Source organism: Flavobacterium sp. 140616W15, from assembly GCF_003668995.1.
Lineage (GTDB): Bacteria > Bacteroidota > Bacteroidia > Flavobacteriales > Flavobacteriaceae > Flavobacterium.
The window spans coordinates 3,417,731-3,442,675 of sequence record NZ_CP033068.1 but is presented as its reverse complement, the minus strand read 5'-3'; the positions used below and the strand labels follow the sequence as shown (position 1 = coordinate 3,442,675).

The 24,945-nt window shown below is 33.1% G+C and carries 18 protein-coding genes; 8 read left to right on the top strand and 10 right to left on the bottom strand.

Annotated elements, in window-relative coordinates; all coding sequences use genetic code 11:
- Position 1 precedes the first annotated feature (1 nt).
- From EAG11_RS15110 to EAG11_RS15100, 3 genes are read right to left on the bottom strand one after another with little or no spacing between them, the layout of a single operon-like run.
- On the bottom strand, positions 2-997 hold the full coding sequence (locus EAG11_RS15110; protein WP_129539879.1) for a DUF3078 domain-containing protein: 996 nt from the start codon (positions 995-997) through the stop codon (positions 2-4).
- 39 nt (positions 998-1,036) lie between these two features.
- Positions 1,037-2,818, bottom strand: a complete 1,782-nt coding sequence (locus tag EAG11_RS15105; RefSeq protein ID WP_129539878.1) for a 1-deoxy-D-xylulose-5-phosphate synthase — start codon at positions 2,816-2,818, stop codon at positions 1,037-1,039.
- A 52-nt stretch (positions 2,819-2,870) separates the two neighbouring features.
- Positions 2,871-3,737 (bottom strand): hypothetical protein, encoded by an 867-nt coding sequence (locus tag EAG11_RS15100; protein WP_129539877.1) that lies wholly within the window; start codon positions 3,735-3,737, stop codon positions 2,871-2,873.
- A 63-nt stretch (positions 3,738-3,800) separates the two neighbouring features.
- Between EAG11_RS15100 and EAG11_RS15095 the strand changes: the two genes are divergently transcribed.
- Complete coding sequence (locus EAG11_RS15095) at positions 3,801-4,244, top strand: nucleoside deaminase (protein WP_039112436.1); 444 nt, start codon at positions 3,801-3,803, stop codon at positions 4,242-4,244.
- Positions 4,245-4,288: 44 nt separating this feature from the next.
- Here the strand turns inward: EAG11_RS15095 and EAG11_RS15090 are convergent, their stop codons facing one another.
- Positions 4,289-4,813, bottom strand: a complete 525-nt coding sequence (locus tag EAG11_RS15090; protein WP_129539876.1) for a hypothetical protein — start codon at positions 4,811-4,813, stop codon at positions 4,289-4,291.
- Between the two features lie 241 nt (positions 4,814-5,054).
- On the opposite strand from EAG11_RS15090, the gene EAG11_RS15085 reads away from it, so the two are divergent.
- Positions 5,055-10,730 (top strand): alpha-2-macroglobulin, encoded by a 5,676-nt coding sequence (locus tag EAG11_RS15085; RefSeq protein ID WP_129539875.1) that lies wholly within the window; start codon positions 5,055-5,057, stop codon positions 10,728-10,730.
- Positions 10,731-10,835: 105 nt separating this feature from the next.
- Positions 10,836-13,211 carry a penicillin-binding protein 1C gene (gene pbpC, locus EAG11_RS15080; protein ID WP_129539874.1) on the top strand — a complete coding sequence of 792 codons (2,376 nt, stop codon included), beginning with the start codon at positions 10,836-10,838 and terminating at the stop codon, positions 13,209-13,211.
- 7 nt (positions 13,212-13,218) lie between these two features.
- Here pbpC and EAG11_RS22395 read toward each other — a convergent pair whose 3' ends face one another.
- The 3 genes from EAG11_RS22395 to EAG11_RS15065 all read right to left on the bottom strand — a co-directional run bounded on the left by EAG11_RS22395 (position 13,219) and on the right by EAG11_RS15065 (position 16,351).
- Positions 13,219-13,506, bottom strand: a complete 288-nt coding sequence (locus EAG11_RS22395) for a hypothetical protein (RefSeq protein ID WP_242499174.1) — start codon at positions 13,504-13,506, stop codon at positions 13,219-13,221.
- A gap of 623 nt (positions 13,507-14,129) precedes the next feature.
- Positions 14,130-15,674 (bottom strand): ribonuclease E/G, encoded by a 1,545-nt coding sequence (locus EAG11_RS15070; protein ID WP_129539873.1) that lies wholly within the window; start codon positions 15,672-15,674, stop codon positions 14,130-14,132.
- A 386-nt stretch (positions 15,675-16,060) separates the two neighbouring features.
- Positions 16,061-16,351, bottom strand: a complete 291-nt coding sequence (locus EAG11_RS15065; RefSeq protein WP_024981932.1) for an HU family DNA-binding protein — start codon at positions 16,349-16,351, stop codon at positions 16,061-16,063.
- 131 nt (positions 16,352-16,482) lie between these two features.
- Here EAG11_RS15065 and mutY point away from each other — a divergent pair, with 131 nt between their 5' ends.
- Genes mutY through gldD form a run of 4 tightly spaced genes read left to right on the top strand, consistent with a single transcriptional unit; the run spans position 16,483 to position 19,894 of the window.
- A complete protein-coding gene (gene mutY / locus EAG11_RS15060; protein ID WP_129541115.1) occupies positions 16,483-17,517 on the top strand; it encodes an A/G-specific adenine glycosylase in 1,035 nt (344 codons plus the stop codon).
- Positions 17,518-17,566: 49 nt separating this feature from the next.
- Positions 17,567-18,007, top strand: coding sequence for a single-stranded DNA-binding protein (locus EAG11_RS15055; RefSeq protein WP_129539872.1), 441 nt, complete (start codon positions 17,567-17,569; stop codon positions 18,005-18,007).
- A gap of 23 nt (positions 18,008-18,030) precedes the next feature.
- Positions 18,031-19,326, top strand: a complete 1,296-nt coding sequence (locus tag EAG11_RS15050) for a gliding motility-associated protein GldE (protein ID WP_129539871.1) — start codon at positions 18,031-18,033, stop codon at positions 19,324-19,326.
- 4 nt (positions 19,327-19,330) lie between these two features.
- Positions 19,331-19,894, top strand: a complete 564-nt coding sequence (gene gldD, locus EAG11_RS15045; RefSeq protein WP_129539870.1) for a gliding motility lipoprotein GldD — start codon at positions 19,331-19,333, stop codon at positions 19,892-19,894.
- A gap of 75 nt (positions 19,895-19,969) precedes the next feature.
- Here gldD and EAG11_RS15040 read toward each other — a convergent pair whose 3' ends face one another.
- Positions 19,970-20,347, bottom strand: coding sequence for a heavy-metal-associated domain-containing protein (locus EAG11_RS15040; RefSeq protein WP_129539869.1), 378 nt, complete (start codon positions 20,345-20,347; stop codon positions 19,970-19,972).
- A 104-nt stretch (positions 20,348-20,451) separates the two neighbouring features.
- Between EAG11_RS15040 and EAG11_RS15035 the strand changes: the two genes are divergently transcribed.
- Entirely contained in the window at positions 20,452-21,318 is an 867-nt protein-coding gene (locus tag EAG11_RS15035; protein WP_129539868.1) for a DMT family transporter, read from the top strand.
- A gap of 128 nt (positions 21,319-21,446) precedes the next feature.
- Here EAG11_RS15035 and EAG11_RS15030 read toward each other — a convergent pair whose 3' ends face one another.
- Complete coding sequence (locus EAG11_RS15030) at positions 21,447-23,495, bottom strand: pitrilysin family protein (protein ID WP_242499173.1); 2,049 nt, start codon at positions 23,493-23,495, stop codon at positions 21,447-21,449.
- 13 nt (positions 23,496-23,508) lie between these two features.
- A complete protein-coding gene (locus EAG11_RS15025; RefSeq protein WP_129539867.1) occupies positions 23,509-24,831 on the bottom strand; it encodes a pitrilysin family protein in 1,323 nt (440 codons plus the stop codon).
- Positions 24,832-24,945 lie beyond the last annotated feature (114 nt).

The following is a 24,945-nucleotide window of genomic DNA, read 5'->3' as shown; positions in this document are numbered from 1 at the left end:
GTTAAAAAGCATAAACAACTCCAACTCCTAGAACTTGTTTTAATTGTGCTTTCGGACCTTGAGTAACTTGTACTCCGTCTATTTCTTTTTTAGATTTGATGTCATCATCATAAACAAAATGTATGCCGACATTGGCTTTTACATATTGGTTTACAACAAGATCTAGACGGGTATCATAATCGATGTCAACATTTCCGAATCGATTTAGGTAATCGGTATAAAGACTAAGACGATTTTCAAAAAATATATTTTTGAAAATCTCATTTTTTGTATAAGCTGTAAATAAAATACCAAATTCAGCCTTTATTTTTTGGCCATTTTCAACAAGAATCTTATTGTTAGGATCTAGAGGGTCATCAATATAAATGGCTTTTCTAACACCAAATGCTCCCTGATTTGCCAAGGTTTGATCTAAAACCAAAGTGGTTTTTAATGTAATTGGTGAGAAATAGAAAGCACGATTTTTTTGTTTATTAGCGTTTTCAGCCCCTGCTCCTAAGAATACATAAGCTGGAGCAAAAAGTTTGGAAATAGGAATGTCTGTATTTGGATAAGAATATCCATTAGTAAACTGTGAGTTTAAATTAAATTTTGCAGAATAATACCAGTTTGAAAGTGTGTCTCTTCTAAAACCATAAGTTGAGTTAAACTGAAAAGCATCATCAGTTTTACGTAACTCAATACCATCTTGTTTGTTTAGTCCATATTTTAGTAGAAGTTCATTTGCCCATTTATGATTGTCTTTTGTGTATACTCTTGAAAACTCACCTTTAAATAGCCCCGAAATTGAGCTAGTTCCCCCAGCGCTCCAGTTAACAAAAGCAATTTGGGTAATATCAAAACCTAATTTATTTTTCTTAGTCCAATTAGAATGTACATCTGGTAATTGAGTTTGGATTACTGGATTTAATTGAGTTTGAATTAAAGATTTCTGAGCGAAATTTTTAGATGAACAAAATAAAAAAAGTATTAAAATAGGGAAATGGAATAATTTCATTATGGCATTTTTTGTTTTGGGTCTGCAAAATAATTATTTTTAACCAAGAGAAAAAAGAATTTCTAAACTTTTAACGTCAATATTGCATAATTGTTGTAATTCGGTAACAGTTCCATGTTCAATAAAAGCATCAGGAATACCTAATGTTGTTATTTTAGGAGTATACTTATGAAGGGCTGAAAACTCTAAAATAGCAGCTCCAAAACCACCAGTTATAGCCCCATCTTCGATAGTAATTATATTTGTGAACTTTTCAAAAATGGCGTGTAATAATTTGTTGTCTAATGGTTTGATAAACGGGAAATCGTAGTGAGCAATAGTACTTGAATTACTACAATTTTCTAAAGCAGTTATTACATTGTTTCCAATTGTTCCAGAAGATAAAACGGCTGTTTTACTACCATCTTTAAGGCAGGTTGCCGCTCCGATTTCGATTGTAGCATAATTCTTAAAATAATTCTTTTGCCAATCAGTAATTACGCCACGGCCTCTAGGATATCGAATAGCAATAGGATGATCTAATCCTAGCTGTGCAGTATATAATATGTTTTGTAAGGCTACCTCATTTAAAGGAGCATAAATTATCATATTAGGAATGCAACGCAAATAAGCAATATCAAAAACGCCATGATGAGTTGCGCCATCTTCTCCAACCAAACCGGCTCTGTCAAGACAAAAGATAACAGGCAAATCCTGTAGAGCTACATCGTGTATAATTTGGTCGTATGCACGTTGTAGAAAAGTAGAGTAGATGTTGCAATATACAATCATCCCCTGAGTAGCCATACCAGCAGCAAGTGTTACAGCATGTTGTTCGGCAATCCCTACATCAAAAGCACGTTTAGGAAAAGCATCCATCATAAATTTAAGAGAACTTCCAGAAGGCATTGCAGGAGTGATACCAACAATTTTTTCATTTTTTTGAGCCAGATCCAAAATAGTTAAACCAAATACGTCTTGGTATTTTGGGGGAAGATTATTTTCGATTTTAGGGATGATTTCTCCAGTTGCAGCATCAAATTTTCCAGGAGCATGGTATTGAACCTGATTTTCTTCGGCTTGTTGTAATCCCTTTCCTTTGGTAGTAACAATATGCAGGAATTTAGGACCTTTTATATTCTTTAAGCGTTTTAATTCTTTGATCAAAGCAAAAATATCATGACCATCGACAGGACCCGAATAATCAAAGTTTAATGACTTGATCATATTATTCTTCTTCGGATTTTTCCCCTCTTTTACAGCGGTGAGGTATTTTTTGAGCGCACCTACACTTGGATCAATCCCAATGGCATTATCGTTTAAGATCACCAATAAATTAGCATCTGTTACCCCAGCGTGATTCAGACCTTCAAAGGCCATTCCCGATGCAATAGAGGCATCGCCAATTACAGCAATATGATGTTTGTTGAAATCGCCTTTTAAGTTAGATGCAATTGCCATTCCTAATGCTGCTGAAATAGAAGTAGAAGAGTGGCCTACACCAAAAGTATCATACTTGCTCTCGGCTCTTTTTGGGAAACCAGAAATTCCGTTCAGTTGGCGATTGGTATGGAAAATCTCTCTTCTTTCGGTCAGGATTTTATGTCCGTAAGCTTGATGACCAACATCCCAGACTAATAAATCATCTGGCGTGTTAAATACATAATGTAAGGCAATAGTAAGCTCAGTAACACCAAGGCTTGCGCCCAAATGACCTTCTTTTACAGAAACAATATCAATAATAAAATCACGTAATTCCTGAGCAACTTGAGGAAGTTGCGCTTCAGGGAGTAAGCGTAAATCGGCGGGATTGTATATGTTCGAAAGTAAATTGCTTTTCATTGTAAGGTAAAAAGCAAATTTACGGTTTTAAATTTAAATTTTATCCGAGATATCATTCCAATACAATTGGTAAGGAATATTGCATCCTTATTTTTTTTCCACTAGATTCTCCGGGCTCCCATTTTGGTGATAAACTTAAAACTCTAATGATTTCGTTCTCTATTGCTTTATCAATAGCGGGTACTGATTCAAGATATGATAAAGTTCCGTTTTTTTCTACTGCAAAGGAGATTCTAATTTTGAGATTTTTGGTGTCTGTATTTTCGGGCGTTTTAAATTCATCAGCAAAAAAGGTATAAAATGGGTCAATACCTCCAGGGAATTCTGCATTTGTCTGCGTTACCGCTCCTGTAGTAAATACAGGATTATCTTTTTTAACTTGATTTGAAGATTGTGTTTTGTCTTTAGTAGTTTCACCAGAACTTTTAGGAGTTGGTTTTACAAATTTTACATGATCTACTTTTGGCGGAGGTGGTGGTGGTGGAACTTGGGATGATTCATTACCACTAACTTTAATATCTCCAACCATAACACTTTGTTTAGTTGAGGAATCTTCAACTATTTCTATTTTATTTATTTTTTGCTTGTCACCATTTTTATCTTGGCAACTAAACAATGTGGTACCCATAGCAATAAATAATGCTAATAAAAACATTCTATGATATTGAGTCTGCTTGTATAAAACTTTGGCAGGAATTTGAATTATTATGTTTTCTAATTGAGAATTCTTGAATCTGCCACAAACACTTTTGTTCTGATTTGCCATAAAAAAATGCTGTACTTCCTCTGGTAGCATTGTTGTGAAATCAATAACAGTTTTAGAACAACTAAGACAAAAACGCCCGTTTTCAGCAGGAATCATTTTATCCCATTTTTCGTGGCAAGGCTCAGGAATGCTTATTTTGTGTTTTGTTGGCATAATTTTAAAAATCAAAAAAATAAATGTAATAAAAATTACTTCTTAAAAATGTATTTTTGTTTTATGATAGATATTTTTACCGACGAGTATTTTATGAAAAAGGCTTTACAAGAAGCCGAAATGGCATTTGATAAAGATGAAATTCCTGTAGGAGCCATTATAGTAATTGATAATAAGGTCATTGCAAGAAGCCATAATTTAACCGAATTACTAAATGATGTTACGGCTCATGCCGAAATGCAGGCAATAACTGCTGCTGCTAATTTTTTAGGCGGAAAATATTTAAAAGACTGTACACTTTACGTAACGCTGGAACCTTGCCAGATGTGTGCAGGAGCTTTATATTGGAGTCAGATTTCGAAAATTGTTTTCGGAGCAAGTGACGAACATCGTGGTTACGAAAAAATGGGAACTCAACTACATCCTAAAACTGTTGTTGTTCGTGGTGTTATGGCAAATGAAGCTTCGGATTTAATGAAACGTTTCTTTGCTAAAAGACGAAGATAATTAAAGATTATAGAGAAGGATTGTTTAAATAAAGTTGTTTTAGTTTAATATAGATAAGTCATGTAAATACATATGAATATTATAAATGAATTAAAACAAATTATATTGTAAAATGTGTTTTCAGAAAAGCTCTTTTTTGAAAGAAGTATTTTTAAACTTATAGCTATAGAAATAAGTAATACTCCACAAAAATAAAACTGAATTCCATTACTACTTAAATCATTACAAAGAAGGTCGGTATAATCATTCTTTTTTGATTTTACTTTTGTTACAGATTTAAATAATAAAGAATACTCAAGTTCTATATCATTCTCCTCAATATCATCTCTGATAGTCGAAAAAGTAAATTCCTTCTGCGTATAATAGTGAACAGAAACTTTTTCTGGGTTAGATCCTCTTCCTGTAGTTATCACTGCATAGTGTGTTATTACATCTGTTGTTTTTGAGGCTGGTAGAACATAATAATCCGTAAAACACAACAAAATAATAAAAGTTACTACCATCAGGAGGTATACGATAACTGATTTGTTTTTTATAATGAATTCGTTTTCAGTAGAATCTTTACGCAAACTATTTGATGTTTTCTATAATATTAAAAAGAAAGAAATATAGTATATTTAATAATTGATTTTTCATAGCCTTCAAAAAAAGTTAAAAAAAATAGCATTACTGATTTTTCTTCTTAAAAGTAATTAAAATTTACAGTACTTTTATTACATATAAAGCGCATTTAATCAATTGTAAATTTAATTGTGAAGTGCTAAACCTTTATATAGTATATTATTTTGTAACCATTAATTTGATACTAAATTGAGAACAAGAGGATTAGTTTACGTGTTGTTTGTTTTTTTTATTTTTCAGTCTTGTGGAAGGAAATCTGCTTCTGATTTTAATTCTGATTTTTCATTATTCAAAGATTATATAACGAGTTTTACCGGAGGGATTGTTTCTTCTCAATCGGATATACGCGTTGTTTTGGCTTTTGAGAAAAAAGAATGGAAAATAAATGAAGTTTTAGATAACGATTTATTCGATATTTCGCCAAGTGTCGATGGTAAAGTTGTAGCGCTTTCTAGCAATACTATTGCTTTTATCCCCGAAAAAAAGCTAAAAGCAGGAACAGAATATCAAGTAACCTTAAATTTAGATAAACTAATTACGCTTCCTAAAAAAGGAGATGATGATAAAGATTTGTCTAAATTCAATTTTACTGTTAAAACCGTTAAACAGGATTTTATTGTAAATACGCTAGATGTTCAATCGTATAGTAAAGAATATCAATACCTAAATTGTGTATTAAAAACGGCTGATATTATAGATTTAGAAACAGCAAAAAAACTAGTTTTAGCTAGCCATAACGGAAAAAATCTTACTATTAAATTTGATAAAGCAGCAAGTTCTGGGAAGGAATTTAAGTTTATCATAGATAGTATTCAGCGTTTATCTGATGCAAGTAATCTTGAGATTTCTTATGATGGAAGCGATTTTGACATTGATCAAAAAGGAAAAATGGATTTTCTAATAACATCAATAAATGAGTTTAAAATAATAAAAGTTGAGATTCCAGACGAAAACAATCAATCTGTATTAATTAACTTTTCGGAGCCGTTAGAAAAAGGACAAGATTTTAAGGGATTGGTTGCCATACAAAATACAAACAACTTAAAGTTTTCAACTCAAGGAAATATTTTAAAAGTTTATTTCAGTAATCAAAAACCAGTTGAGGAAGTTGTACATGAGGTTGCTGTTGCTGTTATAGATTCAGCAAGTGTAGCAGTAGATTCAGCAAGTGTATCTGTGGATAGTGCTGCGGTGGCTGTACAAGAAGTAGTAGAAGAACCAGAGTCAGAGCCAGTATCTGATCAAACAGTAACTGGTGAACTATTGTTGGAAGTTTTTCAAGGAATAGAAAGTCAGTATGGTCGAAAGATGAGTGAAAATTACACGGAGAAAATTTCTTTCGATCAGATAAAACCGAATATTAAGTTCATAAAAAACGGAACGATTTTACCAAGTTCAAATAATTTAAAATTAAATTTTGAAGCGGTAAATCTTAGTGCAGTAGATGTAAAGGTTTACAAGATTTATAAAAATAATATCTTACAGTTTCTTCAGAACAATGAATTAAATGGAGCTCAAAATCTAAAAAGAGTGGCACAACCTGTTGCCAAAACAACAATTAATCTAAAAGAAAATACTTTAATTAATCCAACTAAGTGGAATACTTATGCCTTGGACTTGTCTAAAATAATCGCACCAGAACCAGGAGCAATTTATAGAGTGGAGTTCTCGTATAAAAAAGCATATTCTTTATATAAATGTGAAACTAGTGAAGTAGATACAGATCAAACAGAGGAAGAAGAGGTAGATGAAAATGATGTAAACTACAGTGGTAACTCATACGATGACTATTATTATGATGATTACGAATGGAGAGAAAGTCAGGATCCTTGTACAGGTTCCTATTATTATAATGCGAAAATTGGAACTAATATTCTAGCTTCAGATCTGGGAGTAATAGCCAAACGAGGAGAGAATAAATCCTATTTGTTTGCAGTAAATAACATAATCACCACCGAACCAGTTTCGAATGCAAGAGTAGATTTATACAGTTTTCAGCAACAGAAATTAATAACAGGAACAACAAGCAGTGAAGGAATCGCTTCTTTTCAGTTAGATAAATTTGCCTATTTTGCTATTGTCACTTTAGGAACGCAATCGACTTATGTGAAACTTGATGATGGAAATTCATTGTCGGTAAGTAACTTTGATGTAGCGGGGGAAACCTTGCAGAAAGGTTTAAAAGGATATATTTATGGTGAGCGTGGAGTTTGGCGCCCAGGAGACAATTTGTATTTATCATTTATATTTAATGATGCAGCAAATAAATTACCAAAAGCACATCCGATAAAATTTAGATTAACTGATCCTAACGGAAAAGTTACGTATCAAACGGTTCAGAAATCGAATGATCTAAATCATTATGCGTTTACAGTTCCTACAGATGCAGAAGCGCCTACAGGAAATTGGGAAGCTATGGTAAGTGTAGGAGGTGCTAAATATTACAAGAGCATAAAAATTGAGACGATTAAACCAAATCGTTTAAAAATAAAAAATACTTTTAAGAGAGCAATATTATCTTCATCATATCCAAATACAAGTAATCTTGAAGTTACATGGCTTCATGGAGCGATTGCTAAAAACTTGAATGTAGAAATGCAAGCAAAATTTTCTCAGCAAAACACTACTTTTAAAGGATACGAAAAATATGTTTTTGATGATTTGGTACGTCAATTTAGTACAGAGGAAATTAATATCTTCTCAGGGAAACTAGATGCAAACGGAAGAGCAACCGTAAACATTGAGCCTAAATTACAAGGGCAGGCACCAGGAATGTTAAGAGCAGCTTTTATTACCAAGGTTTTCGAAGAAGGTGGTGATTTTAGTACAGATGTTATCTCAACAACCTATTCGCCATATAACACTTATGTGGGAGTAAAATCGCCAGAACCTACAAAATACGGAATGCTTGAAACCCGTAAAATGAATCGATTTGATGTTGTAACTGTTGATGAAAATGGAAGACCAAAATCTGTAAGAGATTTAGAGGTAAAAGTGTATAAAACAGAATGGCGCTGGTGGTGGGACGCTTCGAGTGATAATTTATCCAATTACAATTCATCAAATGCTACCACATCTTACAAAACATTTAGAGTAAATACAGATGCAAGCGGAAAAGGAAGTTTTCAATTTGCATTGACAGATGAAGAATGGGGACGTTATTTGATTCGTGTTTCGGATGAAGTTGGAGGGCATGCATCAGCAATAACCGTAAATATAGATTGGCCAATCTGGTCTGGAAAAACAAGAAATACAGATGCTTCTACAGCCAATATGCTTGTTTTTTCTACAGATAAAAAGAATTATGCAGTAGGCGAAAAAGCACAAATATCTTTCCCTTCGAGTGAAGGCGGTCGTGCTTTAATCTCTATAGAAAATGGCTCGAAAGTAGTACAGACACTTTGGGTGAAAACTCAAAAAGGAGAAACTAAAGTTGAAGTTCCGATTACAGGAGCTATGGCGCCAAATGTGTATTTTAATATTACACTTTTGCAGCCCCATGCATCAACCAAAAATGATTCACCAATTCGTATGTACGGAATTGTTCCAATCGAAGTAATTGATAAAACGACGATTCTAGCTCCAAGTATAGTAATGCCAGATGTACTGAAACCAGAACAAACCTTTCCTGTAAAAGTAAGTGAGAAATCTGGAAAAGAAATGACTTATACAATTGCAGTTGTTGATGAAGGATTACTCGATTTAACCCGATTTAAAACGCCAAATGCATGGGACAGCTTTTATGTTAGAGAAGCTTTAGGTGTAAAAACTTGGGATGTATATGATGATGTAATTGGCGCATATGGCGGTAAAGTAAATCAGATTTTTAGTATTGGTGGAGATCAGGACTTAGGTGGAGGAAAAGCGAAGAAAGCCAATCGTTTTAAACCGGTAGTTGTTTACCTCGGACCATTTAAATTAGGAAAAGGAGAAACTAAAACACATCAGATAAAATTGCCTAAATATATTGGTTCAGTAAGAACAATGGTAGTTGCTGGAGATGCAAACACAAGTGCATACGGAAGTGTAGAGAAAGCAACTCCTGTTCGTAGTCCGTTAATGGTATTGGCTTCATTGCCAAGAAAAATTTCGCCATCAGAAAAAGTAACTATCCCAGTTACGATTTTTGCAATGGAAAAAAACATCAAAAACGTTACTGTACAAATTAAAACAAGCAATGGATTAAGAGTTGTAGGAAGTCCAGCTCAAAGATTGACATTTACACAGCCAGATGAAAAAATGGCCTATTTTAATCTAGAGGTGGGTAGCTTAACTGGAATTGCCAAAGTACAAGTTATTGCGACCTCAGGGAAAGAAAAATCAGTTTATGATGTCGAAATTGATATGACGAATCCAAATCCTGTTACGAACACATTTACAGATGTGGTTTTGGAACCAAATAGTTCAAAAACGATTGTTTGGAAAACATTTGGAGTGTCAGGAAGTAATAAAGCCAAGTTAGAAGTGTCGTCAATGCCAACTATTAATTTAAATGGAAGATTGCAATTTCTTATCCAGTATCCGCATGGATGTGTGGAGCAAACAACTTCGTCTGTATTTCCACAGTTATTCTTAAATGATGTGGCAGATATTGATGCAACACGCCAGCAGCTTATTCAAAAGAATGTTACAGCAGGAATTACAAGATTGGGAAGTTTTCAATTGTCAAATGGAGGACTTCCGTATTGGCAAGGGAATTCAATTGCCGATGATTGGGGAACCTCTTATGCAGGACATTTTATGATTGAAGCAGAGAAGAAAGGATATGTATTGCCAATCAATTTTAAATCAAAATGGCTTTCGTATCAACAAAAAGAGGCCAAACAATGGCGATTTGAACCGCGTTATGGGAATGATATGGCACAAGCATATCGCTTGTATACATTGGCTTTGGCTGGTTCGTCTGATTTGTCTTCAATGAATAGATTGCGTGAAACAAAAGGTATTTCTAACGAAAGCAAACTTAGACTTGCAGCAGCTTATGTTCTGGCAGGACAAAAAAGCGCCGCTTCGAGTTTGTTATTAAGTAGTAAAATCGATGAGGAGTCTTCAGCGTATAATTATTACTATTATGGTTCAAGCGATAGAAACCGTGCGATGGCTCTAGAAACAATGTTGTTATTAGGACAGAAACAAAAAGCATTTGCTATGGCTGTAAAACTGGCTAAAAGTATGGCAAGTGATCAATGGATGAGTACACAAACTACAGCTTATTCTTTGTATGCGATGGCTCAATTTTCATTGAACAATGGTGTAAAAGGAATAGATGTACAGTATAGTAAAGATGGAAAAAGTCAAGTTATAAAAACTTCAAAAACTGTTGCCGATAGAAGTTTGACAGTCAAAGCAGGTACAAACAGTATCACTTTAAAAAACAATAAAAAGAATACGATTTATGTTCGCGTATTGAATACTGGAATTTTACCGATAGGTCAGGAAAATGTAATTCAGAGTGATGTATCGGCTGGTATAGTCTTCAAAAACAGAAAAGGCGGAGTAATAAATGTTTCTAAGATAACACAAGGAACAGAATTTATCGCTGAGGTAACAGTTAGAAGCCTAAGAAATGAACGTGTCGAAAATGTAGCATTGACTCAAATTTTACCTTCAGGATTTGAAATTGTAAATACTCGCTTTACAGATTATGGGGACGCAACCAATAATGTCGCTGATTATATTGATATCCGTGATGATAGAACTAATTTCTATTTTGGACTAAAAGCAGGTGAAACCAAAGTGTTTAAAATTCTCTTGAATGCATCTTATTTAGGAAACTATTATTTACCAGGATTGCAATGTGAAGCAATGTACGATAATACATTCCTGGCGAGAACTAAAGGATTTTGGGTTGAAGTGGTGAAGTAAAGTTTCACGCAGATTTTACAGATAGAAATAAAATCTGCAGAATCAGCTAAATCTGCGAGCAAAAAAAACTTTACGAACTTTGCGGTTAAAATTACATTAGAAGATTTGAAAAATAAATTAAAAGCGTTCCTTCAACGCATTATAAATTGGATAAAACAGAATAAGATAAAATCACTGCTAGCATTTTTGTTAGTGGTGATTTATTATTTTTCATTACCACGAACATTATTTCAAGAACCCTATTCTACGGTTATTGAGAGTAAAGAAGGAGAGTTGTTAGGAGCGAAGATTGCTCGTGATGGACAATGGCGTTTTCCTGCCCAGGACAGTGTTCCTGATAAATTTAAGAAGTGTATAGTATATTTTGAGGATGAATATTTCTATAAGCATCCAGGTTTTAATCCTGTTGCTATGGTCAATGCTATTAAACAAAACAGAAAAGCGGGAAAGGTTGTTCGAGGCGGAAGTACACTTACACAGCAAGTAATCCGATTGTCGAGAAAAGGAAAAGGAAGGACTTATTTTGAAAAACTGATAGAAGTTGTTCTTGCGACAAGATTAGAATTAGGATATTCAAAAGATGAGATATTAGAGCTGTATGCAGCTCATGCTCCTTTTGGAGGAAATGTAGTTGGTCTAGAAATGGCTTCATGGAGGTATTTTGGAGTGAAATCAAATCAGTTATCGTGGGCAGAGAATGCGACTTTAGCAGTTTTACCAAACGCACCAAGTTTAATTTATCCAGGAAAGAACCAAATAAAATTATTAGAGAAGCGTAATCGCCTTTTGCGTAAGCTTAATCTGGAAGGAATTATTGATAGACAAACTTATGAACTATCTATAGAAGAGCCTTTACCTCGAAAACCATATGATCTGCCACAAATAGCACCTCATTTATTGCAACGAGTGGCTAAAAATCAAGAAGGAGTTAGAGTAAAAACTACGATAGGCTTTGATTTGCAAAATAGAGTAAATCAAATTGCAAAATACTATTACAATCAATACAAGCAGAATGAGGTTAGTAATTTGGCTATTTTGGTAATTGATGTATCCAATAGAAACGTAATAAGTTATGTAGGGAATTCTCCAACAAATAGCGATCATCAAAAAGATGTTGATATAATAGATGCACCAAGAAGTACAGGAAGTATTTTAAAGCCCTTATTGTATGCTGCAATGCTCGATGATGGAGAGTTATTGCCGAACACATTAGTTGCTGATGTACCAACGCAGATTGCGGGTTATACACCACAAAATTTCAACCTAACATTTGATGGGGCAGTGCCAGCGCATCGGGCATTATCAAGGTCGCTTAATATTCCTTCGGTTTTGATGTTACAAGATTTTGGAGTAAATAAATTTTATGAAGAACTGCAAAAATTTAAATTAAAAAATATTTCTAAACCGCCAGATCATTATGGGCTGTCACTTATTCTGGGAGGAGCTGAGAGTAATTTATGGGATTTATGCCGTAGTTATGCAGGGATGTCATCGACAGTAAATTATTTTAATAAAAGTAATGGAAAGTACCGAACAAATGAGTTTACAGAGCTAAATTATGAAAACGATTTTGAGCCTGATTTTGGAGACGAAAGTACGCAGAAGAATATCTTAGGTGCAGGTTCAATTTGGTTAACGTATAACGCTATGGAAGAGGTAAACAGGCCAGAAGGAGATGAAGCCTGGAAGTTTTATGACAGCTCACTTAAGATAGCTTGGAAAACAGGTACAAGTTTTGGTAATCGTGATGCATGGGCAATAGGAACAAATTCTAGATATGTAGTTGGAGTTTGGGTAGGAAATGCAACAGGAGAAGGAAGACCAACATTAACAGGAGTTACAAGTGCAGCTCCAATTTTATTTGATGTGTTTAATTTATTACCAAGGCAAAAATGGTTTGCAACTCCCTATAAGGATTTGGATGAGGTTGAAGTTTGTCGTTTAAGTGGATATTTAGCTAAAGAAGGTTGTCCAAAAATAAAGCAATGGGTAACACTAAAAGGAAAAACGACTTCAATTTGCCCGTATCATAAAACAGTACATTTAGACCAAACCGAAAAGTTTCAGGTAAATAGTAGCTGTGAAAGTATCGAAAATATAGTTGTGAAGAATTGGTTTGTTTTGCCTCCTGTAATGGCATGGTATTATAAAAGTAAGCATATCGAATATATGCCATTACCGCCATTCAGAGATAATTGTACGGGCACTCAAACTGCTTCTATGGATTTTATTTATCCTAAAGCGAATAGTAAAATCTATTTAACCAAAAATTTTAATAGTGAAGTGCAACCTGTAATTTTTAGAGTGGCGTATTCACAAAGAGAAAGTCAATTGTTTTGGTATGTGGATAATGTTTACAAAGGAGTGACTAAAGTTTTTCATGAAAAACCAATTGTGATGACAGCTGGATTTCATTATATTACAGTTGTAGATGAATTTGGGAATGAAATAAGACGAAAAGTTGAGGTTGTGAGGGAATAAGTGAGGGTTACATTACTTTTAGTTTACCATAAGCATCGTTATTCTTGGTGAACCTGAAAGTAATTCCAAAAGTAAAACCTTTAATTACAGGATTTTTTTCTCTGTTAAATGATGCGGAATAACCAAAACCTAAATCGATCATGTTTAATAATGTTAAACCAGTCAATGCATAGGCGTTTTTATCAGAACCGCCCGTTTTTATGAATAGGAATTCCTTTAAGTTATAGGATAAATGTAAGTCAGGTAAACCATAGTGTTTACCATCATAACTGGTAATTCCATATCCTAAGCCCAAAAAAAGTTTGTTTTTATCTTTGCAATCTAAGCAAAATTCTAAACCGCCAGTAAGCTGACTTTTTGTTGCAATCGAATAACTTGCATAAAAGATTGGCCACTGAGGGATTCTGAATCTTGAGTCGTTGTTGTTTTGTTTATAATTAAACTCTCTTGTGTAGGATTTACTATCGTCCTCATTGTACCATTTTGCATTACCAACTAAATATTCACCTTCAGGGTCTTTTGAATAACCTTCAAATTGTATTTTATTACTTTTTAAATAATAGTCATTAATTATATAAACAGAATCAATATTAGCTATTCTGTAACCAAGAACATTTTTTGCTTTTGTTTTTACAGGTTTGATTCTATAGTAAATAGCTAATTCTTTGTCGGTAGTTCTCCAATTTTTGTCAAAAAAAGAGTGTCATTTTGAGCGAATGCTTTTGTAGAGAGTAAAACAAAAGCTACTATGAAATAATTTAAGTATTTTGTTAGATACATCTTTGATAATTTAAACAGATCTCAAATGTAAGAAAAATGCTTTTGTTTGAACGGTTTGTTTGAAATACTTAAAATATTCTAAACTTTAATTTATAGGTACAAAAAAACCACCAATCTTTCGAAAGGCGGTTTCTTGTTTTATTCTTTAATAACATTTCCGTCTTTATCGTAGAAATGATATTCTAAGTACGTGTAAGCGTCACGAGGTATAATTTTCACCCATTTTTTATATTCAAAAAACCATTTTGAACGTATTGATGGAAAACCTTTACAGAGGTAAGCTGCCACAAATGGATGTGTGTTAAGCACAACTTTTTTGTGGGTTTTTAAATGTCTTTCTAAATCAGCAGTGATTCTGTCAATGATTAAAATTGGCGCTTCAATTTCGCCATTTTCATTGTTAGGATTTTCTTCTCTAGTTTTAATGTTTACTTCGGGTCTTACTCTTTGTCTTGTAATTTGAACTAATCCAAATTTGCTAGGCGGTAAGATTTTATGTTTTGCTTTATCGTCGCTCATTTCTTCTCGCAAGAAGTCGAACAAAATCTTCCTGTTTTCAGGATTAGACATATCAATAAAATCAACTACGATTATTCCACCCATATCACGCAAACGTAATTGTCTAGCGATTTCGGCAGCAGCAATCATATTAACTTCCATGGCTGTGTCTTCTTGATTAGTGGCCTTATTAGAACGGTTTCCGCTATTTACGTCTATAACGTGTAAAGCTTCAGTATGTTCGATAATAAGATAAGCCCCTTTACTCATAGAAACAGTTCTCCCAAAAGAAGTCTTGATTTGTCTCTCAATGTTGTATTTCTCGAAAATTGGAGTATCATTTGATTGATAAAACTTAACAATCGATTGTTTTGAAGGTGCAATTTCTTGCAGATAATCCTTCGTTTGATGGTACAACTCTTCGTCATCAATTTGAATACCACTAAAGGTATCATTAAATACATCTCTTAATATTGAAGAAGCTCTATTGAGTTCTCCTAATACTTTGGATGGATGATGAGCAGTTGGTAATTTTTTACACATTGCAGTCCATCTGCTAAGCAGGTTCTGCAAATCTTTTTCTAATTCGGCTACGTTTTTGCCTTCGGCTACTGTGCGAACAATAACACCAAATCCTTTAGGTTTGATCGATAATACAAGTTTTTTTAAGCGATCCTTTTCTTTTTTGTCTTCTATTTTTTGTGAAATAGAAACACGGTCAGAAAAAGGAACCAGAACAATAAAACGTCCAGCCAAAGATAGTTCTGCACTAATTCTTGGACCTTTAGTAGATATTGGTTCTTTTACGACTTGTACTAAAACAGATTGATTAGCACTTAAAATATCAGTAATGGTGCCGTCTTTATCAATCTCTTTTTCAAACTGAAAGGTTTTTAGGGAGAAATCTTTTAATTTACCTGCGCTTACAAGTTTTATGAATTTCAATTGAGAAGCTAAGTTAGGTCCTAAATCATGATAATGTAAAAAGGCATCTTTTTCAAAGCCAACATTTACAAAAGCAGCATTAAGTCCAGCAACTGGTTTTCTTATTTTGGCTATAAAAATATCGCCAACTTGAAAATTGCTTTTCTCTTCTTCTTTGTGTAATTCAATTAGTTTTCCATCTTTTAATAAGGCAAAATCTACGAAATCAGAACTTGATCTAATGATTAATTCTTTATTCATTTGTAAATTTTTATCCGAACTTTTTAGTTTTCAGTTCACAGTTTTCAGTTCATAGCTTTGCAACTCTTAAACTCATAACATATAACTCATAACTGAATTGTAAGGATGGATTAAACAATATTTTTAACAGGTATTGAACCCGGGGAAAATTAGCAGGCAGTAAGCAGTTTTATGTAATCAGTAGACTGAGTACTGTGTATTGATGACTGGTAACTAATTTTCAATTTCAATGAACGTTTAAAAAGAAAAAAGTAGTTTAAAACTACTTTTTCTTCTTGTGACGGTTAGCTCTCGCTCTTTTTTTACGTTTGTGCGTTGCTACCTTATGTCTCTTTCTTTTTTTACCACTTGGCATATCTTATCGATTTTATGATTAATTAATAGTATTATTTTGCTTCGTTATTTGTCTTTACTCCTTCTACGAAAACTTTTGCAGGTTTAAACGCAGGGATGTTGTGTGCTGGAATTTTAATAGTGGTATTTTTAGAAATGTTTCTTCCAGTCTTCTCAGCTCTGGTTTTTACAATAAAACTACCGAACCCTCTTAAATAAACATTGTCTCCAGTTTCTAATGAAGTTTTTACTTCATTCATAAAAGTCTCTACAGTTGCTTGAACGTCACCTTTTTCAAGACCTAATTTTTCTGAAATCTTCGCTACGATATCTGCTTTCGTCATTTTCTTTCCTATTTATAATGGTATACTATTTTTTGAGTTTGCAAATATAGGAATTAAAAAAACAAATATTCAAGCTAATTCGTTAAATTTTAATTACATAAACTTTTACTTTTGTTGTCTAATATTTAATGATGAATTTTTCTAAACAATTGATAAAATGGTATTTACAAAATAAACGCGATTTGCCATGGCGAAATACTACCGATTCTTACCCTATTTGGCTATCAGAAATAATGCTACAACAGACCCGAGTAGCGCAAGGAATGCCTTATTTTTTGTCTTTTACAAAAGCATTTCCTACTGTTTTTGATTTGGCTAACGCCAATGAAGAGCAGGTTTTGAAACTTTGGCAAGGATTAGGATATTATTCGAGAGCTAGAAATTTGCATCAAACAGCACAGTTTGTAGCAAATGAATTAAACGGAGTGTTTCCTGGAACTTATGCTGAATTATTAAAATTAAAAGGAGTAGGAGAATATACAGCAGCTGCTATAGCATCGTTTTCTTATAATGAAGCTGTTCCTGTTGTGGATGGAAATGTGTTTCGTGTTTTATCACGTTACTTCGATGTTGAAACAGATATTGCTCTAGCTTCGACTAAAAAAGAATTTGCTGCTTTGGCGTATGAATTAATGCCGAAAGATAATCCCGCAATTTTTAATCAGGCTATAATGGAGTTTGGCGCGTTACAATGTGTACCCAAAAGTCCAAATTGTTTGGTTTGTGTGTTTAATGATAGTTGTGCAGCTTTACAGCGGAAAAAAGTTGATGTGTTGCCGGTTAAATCTAAAAAACTAAAAGTAACGGCTCGATATTTTAATTATCTGGTTGTTGAGGATGAAATAGGTAATACTGTTTTGCAAAAACGAACAGCAAAAGGAATCTGGCACAATTTGTATGAGTTTCCACTGTTAGAAACAGATGCTGAAAAAGATTTTGATTTTATAGCAGCTTATATTAAAGAAGAGTTTTTTGTTGCGTACTCTATTATAGGAATAGAAGAATGTAATCCAAAAAGTATTATTCATAAATTATCACACCAGCATTTGTTTATTAAATTTTGGAAAATAAAAATTAATGAGACAATTATAAATGGGATTAATGCGCAGGATTTAAAAACATATCCTTTTCCTATAGTGATTCATAATTTTATTGAAACAGAATAAAATAATTTTCTAAAAAAATGTATCTTTGATAGAAATACAATAGTAAGTCATGAACGGAACATTAAATAAAGTGATGTTGATAGGTCATTTAGGTGACGATGTAAAAATGCATTATTTTGATGGTGGGAATTGCATTGGGCGATTTCAATTGGCAACTAATGAGGTTTATATAAATAAAACAACCAATGAGAAGATCACTTCAACAGAGTGGCATAATCTTGTTGTGCGTAATAAAGCCGCAGAAATTTGTGAAAAATATTTGTCAAAGGGAGATAAAATATATATCGAAGGAAGAATAAAGTCACGCCAATGGCAAGCCGAAGATGGCTCGACGAAACATACGACCGAGATACAAGTAACAGAGTTTACTTTCTTGACAACTAAAAAAGAGACTGAAGGGCAGAAGCAGAATCCTTCTTCAGAATCGTCAAAAAACACTAACTTTGACGCCTCGAATGATGGCTTACCAATAAATGATTTGCCATTCTGATTGTTTAACTAATTCTTTTTAATTTGGACCCAGAGCCCAGTTTATACGTTGCAAACATCTTAGATGCCGACCTGATTGTTGGTTTTCTTGGAATATTTATTTTACTTTTTTGTTCGGCCATTGTTTCAGGCGCCGAAGTAGCACTTTTTTCGTTGTCTCAAAAAGATATTGATGAGGCATTACAACAAAACGTATCCAAAGGAAGAATAATTTCTAACCTGTTGGATAAACCCAAAAAGCTTTTAGCGACACTTCTTGTGGCCAATAATTTTATTAATATTGGAGTTGTTATTTTGTTCTCTTTTGTAGGTCGAGATATTTTTGGAGCAGTGATTTCTCCAGTGTTAAAATTTATTCTAGAAGTGATTTTGGTTACTGCTTTGATATTGTTTTTTGGTGAAATTTTGCCAAAGGTTTATGCAAGTCGTAATAATCTTAAATTTGCACAGCGAGTAGCATATCCATTAGCTTTGTTAGATAAATTGCTTTCTCCTATTAGTCTGCCAATGCGTTCAGCAACAATTTATTTGCATAATAAATTAGGGAAGCAAAAGACGAGTTTCTCAGTAGGGCAATTGTCTCAGGCTTTAGAACTCACTGATTCAGAAGATACATCAACTGAAGAACAAAAAATATTAGAAGGGATTGTTTCTTTTGGAAATACAGATACAAAACAGGTAATGAGTCCGAGGATTGATATTTTTGCATTAGAGATTTCAGAGTCTTTTGAAGCAATATATCCTAAAATTATCGAAAAAGGATATTCTAGAATTCCAGTTTACCGAGACAATATTGATCAGATTGAAGGGGTTTTGTTCGTTAAAGACTTGCTTCCATATATAGATAAAAAAGATTTTGACTGGGCTACACTTATTCGAGAGCCATTTTTTGTGCCAGAGAATAAGAAATTAGACAATTTATTGAAAGATTTTCAGAGTATGAAAAGCCATTTAGCAATTGTTGTTGATGAATACGGTGGAACCTCTGGGTTAGTTTCTTTAGAGGATGTTATAGAAGAAATAGTAGGAGATATAAGTGATGAGTTTGATGATGAACACATTAATTTTTCTCAAATTGATGATAAGAATTACCTGTTTGAAGGAAAGATAAATCTTAAAGATTTTTATAGAATTATAGATGTTGATGAGGACTTATTTGAAATACAAAAAGGAGAAGCCGAAACATTAGGAGGTTTTATTTTGGAAATCATAGGAAATTTTCCAAAGAAGAATCAAAAAATAACTTTTCAGAACTGTGTTTTTACGATAGAATCAGTGGATAGTAAAAGAATAAAACAAATAAAAGTAACAATAGAATAACAAAATGCTTAAAAAATCAATTGCCATAATCACGATTTTTATAATAACATTGACTGTAGTAAGTTGCAAAAATGATGTTGTGCCTAAGCCAGCAAGTTATTTGAGACTGGATTATGCAGAAGCTAAATATGTAAATTTTGAAAACCAATGTCCTTTTGCTTTTGAGATAAATGCAGATGCAGTTATAAAAGGGGAAAAAGATTGCGGGTTCATGATTTCATATCCAAAAATGAAAGCTACGATTTACCTTACTTATAAACCTGTCAATAATGATATTAATAAATTATTGAAAGATGCTCAGAAGTTAACTTACGAGCATGTTATAAAAGCGGATGATATATTAGAACAGCCGTATTTAAACCCTGATAAAAAAGCTTATGGTATGTTTTATCAAGTTGACGGAAATGCTGCTACAAACTCTCAATTTTATATCACAGACAGTATTAAGCATTTTGTGACGGGCTCAGTTTATTTTTATGCTAAGCCAAATTTTGATTCAATCATGCCTGCAGCGAGTTATATTAAAAATGATATGCAACATCTGATGGAAACTATTAAATGGAAGTAATTATAAGAAATACAGATACAAAAAAAGAGCATTCGTTATGAATGCTCTTTTTTTGTATCATTAAAATCGTTTGAATTACGATTTCATGTTTGAAACTTTATATGTTTTACCGTCACCAGTAGCTTGAACTATTTTAGTTAAGTTTTCAGGATTTTGAACAGTTTTGTCAAAAGTTACAGTAGCAGTTTTTTTGTCAAAATCTACTTTAGCATCTTGTACGCCATCAAGGTCAGCTAATTCGCTTTCGATAGTTTTTGCACATCCCATTGCACAAGTCATTCCTTCAATCTCAAAACTTGCGGTTTGTACATTTTGAGCAGCAATTTCTTTATTTGCTTTTGGAGCAACAGTTTCAGTTGTAGTTACTTCTTTAGTTTCTGTTTCATTCTTTTTGCAACTTATAAATAAAAGGCTTGCAATTGCTAAAGTTGCGATTGATTTTACGATTTTCATATTGTTTTGTTTTAATAGTTTACGACAGGATTTGTTTGCAAAATTAATAAAAATCGAATGGAGAATTCATAAATTTATTACAATTTTGCTTTAAAAGAGGTGATATGGGTTTAAAAGAAGTAAAGTGGGTTTATTTAATAGGATTAGCTCTAATTTGGGGGAGTTCTTTTATATTGATAAAAAAAGGATTAATAGGTTTAACAGCGATTCAGTTGGGTTCTTTGCGAATTATTTTTGCTGCCTTATTTTTGCTATTGATTGGTTTTAAAAGCTTGGCTAAAATTCCGCAACGCCAATGGAAATTTATTGCGTTAACTTCTTTTTTTGGAACATTTACACCTGCCTATCTTTTTGCAATTGCCGAAACGGAAATTGATAGCTCGATTACGGCAATCTTAAATTCGTTAACTCCATTAAATACTTTGGTAATAGGAGTGTTTATTTTTGGAATGCAATCTCAGAGACGACAAATTTTTGGTGTTTTTATTGGTTTGGTAGGTTGTTTGCTTTTGGTTTTTAATGGAGCAATGAGTCATCCTGAGCAAAATTATTACTATGCCATTCTAGTAGTTGTGGCGTCACTTTGTTATGCAATAAATGTAAACTTGATAAAGAAGTACTTGTCGGATTTGAGTTCGCTGAGTATTACTACAGGGAATTTTATGGTGTTATTAATTCCTGCAATTGTAATATTAAGTTTTTCAGGATTTCATGAAGTAATGTATGACGAAAAAGCCCAGTATTCTATTTTCTTTATTGTTGTTCTTGGAGTAGTTGGGACGGGTATTGCAAACGTTTTGTTTTTTAAATTAATACAAATGTCGTCTCCTGTATTTGCAACTTCAGTGACCTATTTAATTCCGATAATAGCTTTCTTCTGGGGATTTTTGGATAATGAGATGCTTACGCCAATTCAGCTTCTGGGAGCTTTTATTGTTTTGGTAGGAGTTTATCTGTCGGCGAAGAAGTGAGTTTTAATTGTGGGCTGATATTCGTAAAAAGTAAGCTGGTTTTTTGTGAAAAGTAAAACACAAAAAAAAGCTTTGTCAAAGTTTAAACTTTGACAAAGCTTTTAAGAATTTTAGTATTTCAGCTTCTTCTATAAGAAATCAGCGTCAGAAACTCCTTCGTTGATTTTTACTTCCGACATTTTGATGTTTAATTCAAAGCCTACATTTTGAATAATATTAAAAGGTATCTTAACTCCTTTTACTTCTTTGTAGTCACCAAAATTTGTAATTTGTGTTATTGATTTTCCTGCTTGTTCGGCTACTTTAGCTTCAGCAACTTTTAATCCAGATTTTGTGTCAAAAAAGTAGGTTGTTTTGCCGTCTACTATAGCATAAGCATCGTTATTATTAATTGGTTCGACACGGTCAATTACTAATCCATCTTTTTTAGAAAGCTGTAGTTCTTCAAAAGGAACAGCACTAGCTTTCATTTCAGCAAGATCTTTGCCTTCAAGATTTTTTCGTTGTCCTTGTTGTTCAATGTAAGCAGTTTTTTCATTGACAACTTGTTTCATTAAGTTCATAGGTCCCATAGCTAATGAAACCATCATTTTTCCTTTAGCATCCATTTTAGAAGTGAATGTTAATGGTGATGGTGCCTGAGGAATGGTTGTTGATCCTAGCATTGCAATAGTTTTTACAGAGGCAACAGCTTTTTCTCCACCAATAGCTTTTATGTAGTTATCGAATACATTTTTGGCAGTTACTCCTTTAGGAACCTCTTTTTTTAATGATGGTTTTTCAGTAGGATTAGCATACTTGTCAAAATAACTAATAGGAATATTTAGTTTTTCTAAACCTGGAATTACTTCAGATCCTTTTCCGGTAACTACAATTCTCATATTGTCAATTAGGAAATATTTATTGGCTACTCTAAGTATTTCATCAGGAGTTACATTGTTAATGTTTTGAATGTATTTTTCATAAAAATCTTTTGGAAGATTTTCAGTTTCTATATTCAATGCATATCTAGCTACTGTTTGAGGTTTCTCAACCTGCATTACAAATCTACCTATGTATCCTGCTTTAACAGTTTTTAAAATCTCGTCCGAAACTTTTTCACTTCTGATTCTTTTAATTTCTTTTACAAATTCTACTACAGCACTGTCCGTTACGGCATTTCTTACTGCAGAAGCGGCTTTGAATTTAGTAGTGTATTTTCCGCTTCCTAGACCTGAACTAGCACCATATGTCCATCCGTGGGCTTCACGTAAATTCATATTTAAATAACTGTTGAAATCTCCTCCTAAAATTTGATTAGCAATTACTGCAGGAAAGAAATCTGGATCATTCATTTTTAAATTTACGGTGTTAACTAATGCTATCTCTGATTGTACAGCATTTGGAACATCAACAAAGTTAATTTGAAGATTAGCTACGTTTATAGGAGCAGGATAAGTGTCTTTTGGTTGTGTTTTTTTCTCCCACTTTCCAAAAAGTTTTTCTACAGCTGCCTTAGTTTCTTTAAATTTTATATCTCCAATAACTACCAAATAGGCATTCTCAGGGACAAAATGTTTTTTGTAATTCTCTTCTACATCAGCCAGTGTTATGTTTTTTAAGGTTTCTTCAGTGATGAATTCTCCAGAAGGATGATTTTTTCCAAATGCTAATGCGTCAACGACTCTTCTTTCGATAGCAGGTACGCTTTTTTCTTCAGCTTTAAGACCTTCGCTGAGTTTTGCTTTTTCTTTGTCAAATTCTACTTGAGTAAAATTAGGCTGTAAAGCACCTTCAGCTAATAATTCTAAGATTCTTCCTGAATATTTAGAAAGAGAGCTTGCGAAAGCACCACTTGAGCTGAAATTAATATTCGCTCCATAAAAATCTATCTCTTCGTTAAAAGCTTCTTTGTTTGTTTTTTTTGTTCCATCGCCAATCATATTACTTGTTAGCTCATCTACTCCTTTCTTGTTTCCTTCTGTAAAAGGAGCGTTGTCAAGGGTTAGGTTAAAGCTTACTCTAGGTAATTTGTGGTTTTCAACAACCAAAACTTTCATTCCGTTTGCCAAAACAAAGGTTTGTGGTTTTTTAATATTTACTATTGGTGATTTACCTGGTTTAGGTTGTGGACGATCTTGTGCTTGCATAATTCCTGTTACGAATAATAGGATTAAAATAATGTTTCTTTTTTTCATGATTCTAAGAGTCTTAATTTTGTGCCTTCGTAGTAGGAACATAGTCTAAAATTAAACGTTGATTAGGATTTAGATATTTTTTTGCAACATCTCTAATTTCTTCTCTTGTTATTGAGTGATAGAGATCGATCTCAGTGTTTATAAGATTTACATCGCCATAAAGTAGGTAGTAACTTGCTAGGTTTTCAGCAATTCCCTCAACAGTTGAGTTTGAGTTAACATAATTGTTGTCGAACTTGTTTTGTAGTTTTTCGTAATCTTTCTCAGAAATCAAGTTGGTTTGAAGTTTTACAATTTCTTCATCAATTTCTTTTAATAAATCATCAGACGTGTAAGGGTTCATAGGTAAACCATATAAAATGTACATGCCGTAATCTTCTTGGCTAAAACCAACAGCTCCAATTTGTAAAGCCATTTTTTTGTCGTCAACTATTTTTTTGTAAAGCTTAGAGCTTTTTCCATCACTTAAGTAAGAAGAGATTAAATCTAGAACTCTTGCATCTCTGGTTTTCATAGATGGAGTACGGTATGAAGCAACAAGCATCGGAATTTGGATGTTTGGATCTTCGTATTTAGCTTTTATAGGTTGAGTGATTGGCTCTTCTGTAAAAGTTTGTTTTTGAAGTTTTTCTCCTTTTTTGATTGGTCCAAAGTATTTTTGAACCCATTCTTTTGTTTTTGTTTTATCAAAATCTCCTGCAATTACCAAAACAGCATTGTTTGGAATGTAGAATTTTTTATTAAAAGCTTTGAATTCGTCCAGAGTCGCTGCGTCAAGATCTTTCATGGATCCGATTGTTGTCCAGCGATATGGGTGGTTCTTGAACATGTTTTTCTTTACCTCAGTAAGAATATTTCCGTAAGGACGGTTGTCATAGTTAGTTCTTTTTTCTTCTTTAACAACTTCGTTCTGTGTGTCAACTCCAATTTTGTTTATAACAGGATGCATCAATCTTTCTGATTCCATCCATAGTGCTAATTCTAAGTTGTTAGATGGGAAAACCTCGTAATAATAAGTTCTGTCGTCAGATGTGTTAGCGTTATTGGTTCCGCCATTGGCAGTCACAATTTTCATCCATTCACCACGTTTAATATTTTCTGTTCCTTCAAATAATAAATGTTCAAAAAAATGTGCAAAACCAGTTCTGTCTGGAGTTTCGTCTTTTGATCCTACATGGTACATTACAGAAGTTATTACGACTGGTGCCGAGGAATCATTGTGTAAAATAACATGCAAGCCATTATCTAAATCGTATTCTTCAAAAGCTACTTTTTGAGCTGATGCCACTCCTCCTAACATAAGCGCCGCACTTAACATAATTATTGATTTTTTCATAAAGGTTAATAATTTTTTATTACACTTAATAGGTAATGATTAATTAGAAATAGTTACATCAAAAATAACTTATTTTGATTAAGAATGGCATAATAGATTTTTTTTTGATTAATT

Coding starts and splice junctions, on each gene's coding strand:
- EAG11_RS15030 (WP_242499173.1), bottom strand. CDS start 23,495: ATGAAAAAAAGAAACATTATTTTAATCCTATTATTCGTAACAGGAATT.
- EAG11_RS15095 (WP_039112436.1), top strand. CDS start 3,801: ATGATAGATATTTTTACCGACGAGTATTTTATGAAAAAGGCTTTACAA.
- EAG11_RS15025 (WP_129539867.1), bottom strand. CDS start 24,831: ATGAAAAAATCAATAATTATGTTAAGTGCGGCGCTTATGTTAGGAGGA.
- EAG11_RS15105 (WP_129539878.1), bottom strand. CDS start 2,818: ATGAAAAGCAATTTACTTTCGAACATATACAATCCCGCCGATTTACGC.
- EAG11_RS15070 (WP_129539873.1), bottom strand. CDS start 15,674: ATGAATAAAGAATTAATCATTAGATCAAGTTCTGATTTCGTAGATTTT.
- EAG11_RS15035 (WP_129539868.1), top strand. CDS start 20,452: ATGGGTTTAAAAGAAGTAAAGTGGGTTTATTTAATAGGATTAGCTCTA.
- EAG11_RS15055 (WP_129539872.1), top strand. CDS start 17,567: ATGAACGGAACATTAAATAAAGTGATGTTGATAGGTCATTTAGGTGAC.
- EAG11_RS15040 (WP_129539869.1), bottom strand. CDS start 20,347: ATGAAAATCGTAAAATCAATCGCAACTTTAGCAATTGCAAGCCTTTTA.
- mutY (WP_129541115.1), top strand. CDS start 16,483: ATGAATTTTTCTAAACAATTGATAAAATGGTATTTACAAAATAAACGC.
- EAG11_RS15065 (WP_024981932.1), bottom strand. CDS start 16,351: ATGACGAAAGCAGATATCGTAGCGAAGATTTCAGAAAAATTAGGTCTT.
- gldD (WP_129539870.1), top strand. CDS start 19,331: ATGCTTAAAAAATCAATTGCCATAATCACGATTTTTATAATAACATTG.
- EAG11_RS15110 (WP_129539879.1), bottom strand. CDS start 997: ATGAAATTATTCCATTTCCCTATTTTAATACTTTTTTTATTTTGTTCA.
- EAG11_RS15100 (WP_129539877.1), bottom strand. CDS start 3,737: ATGCCAACAAAACACAAAATAAGCATTCCTGAGCCTTGCCACGAAAAA.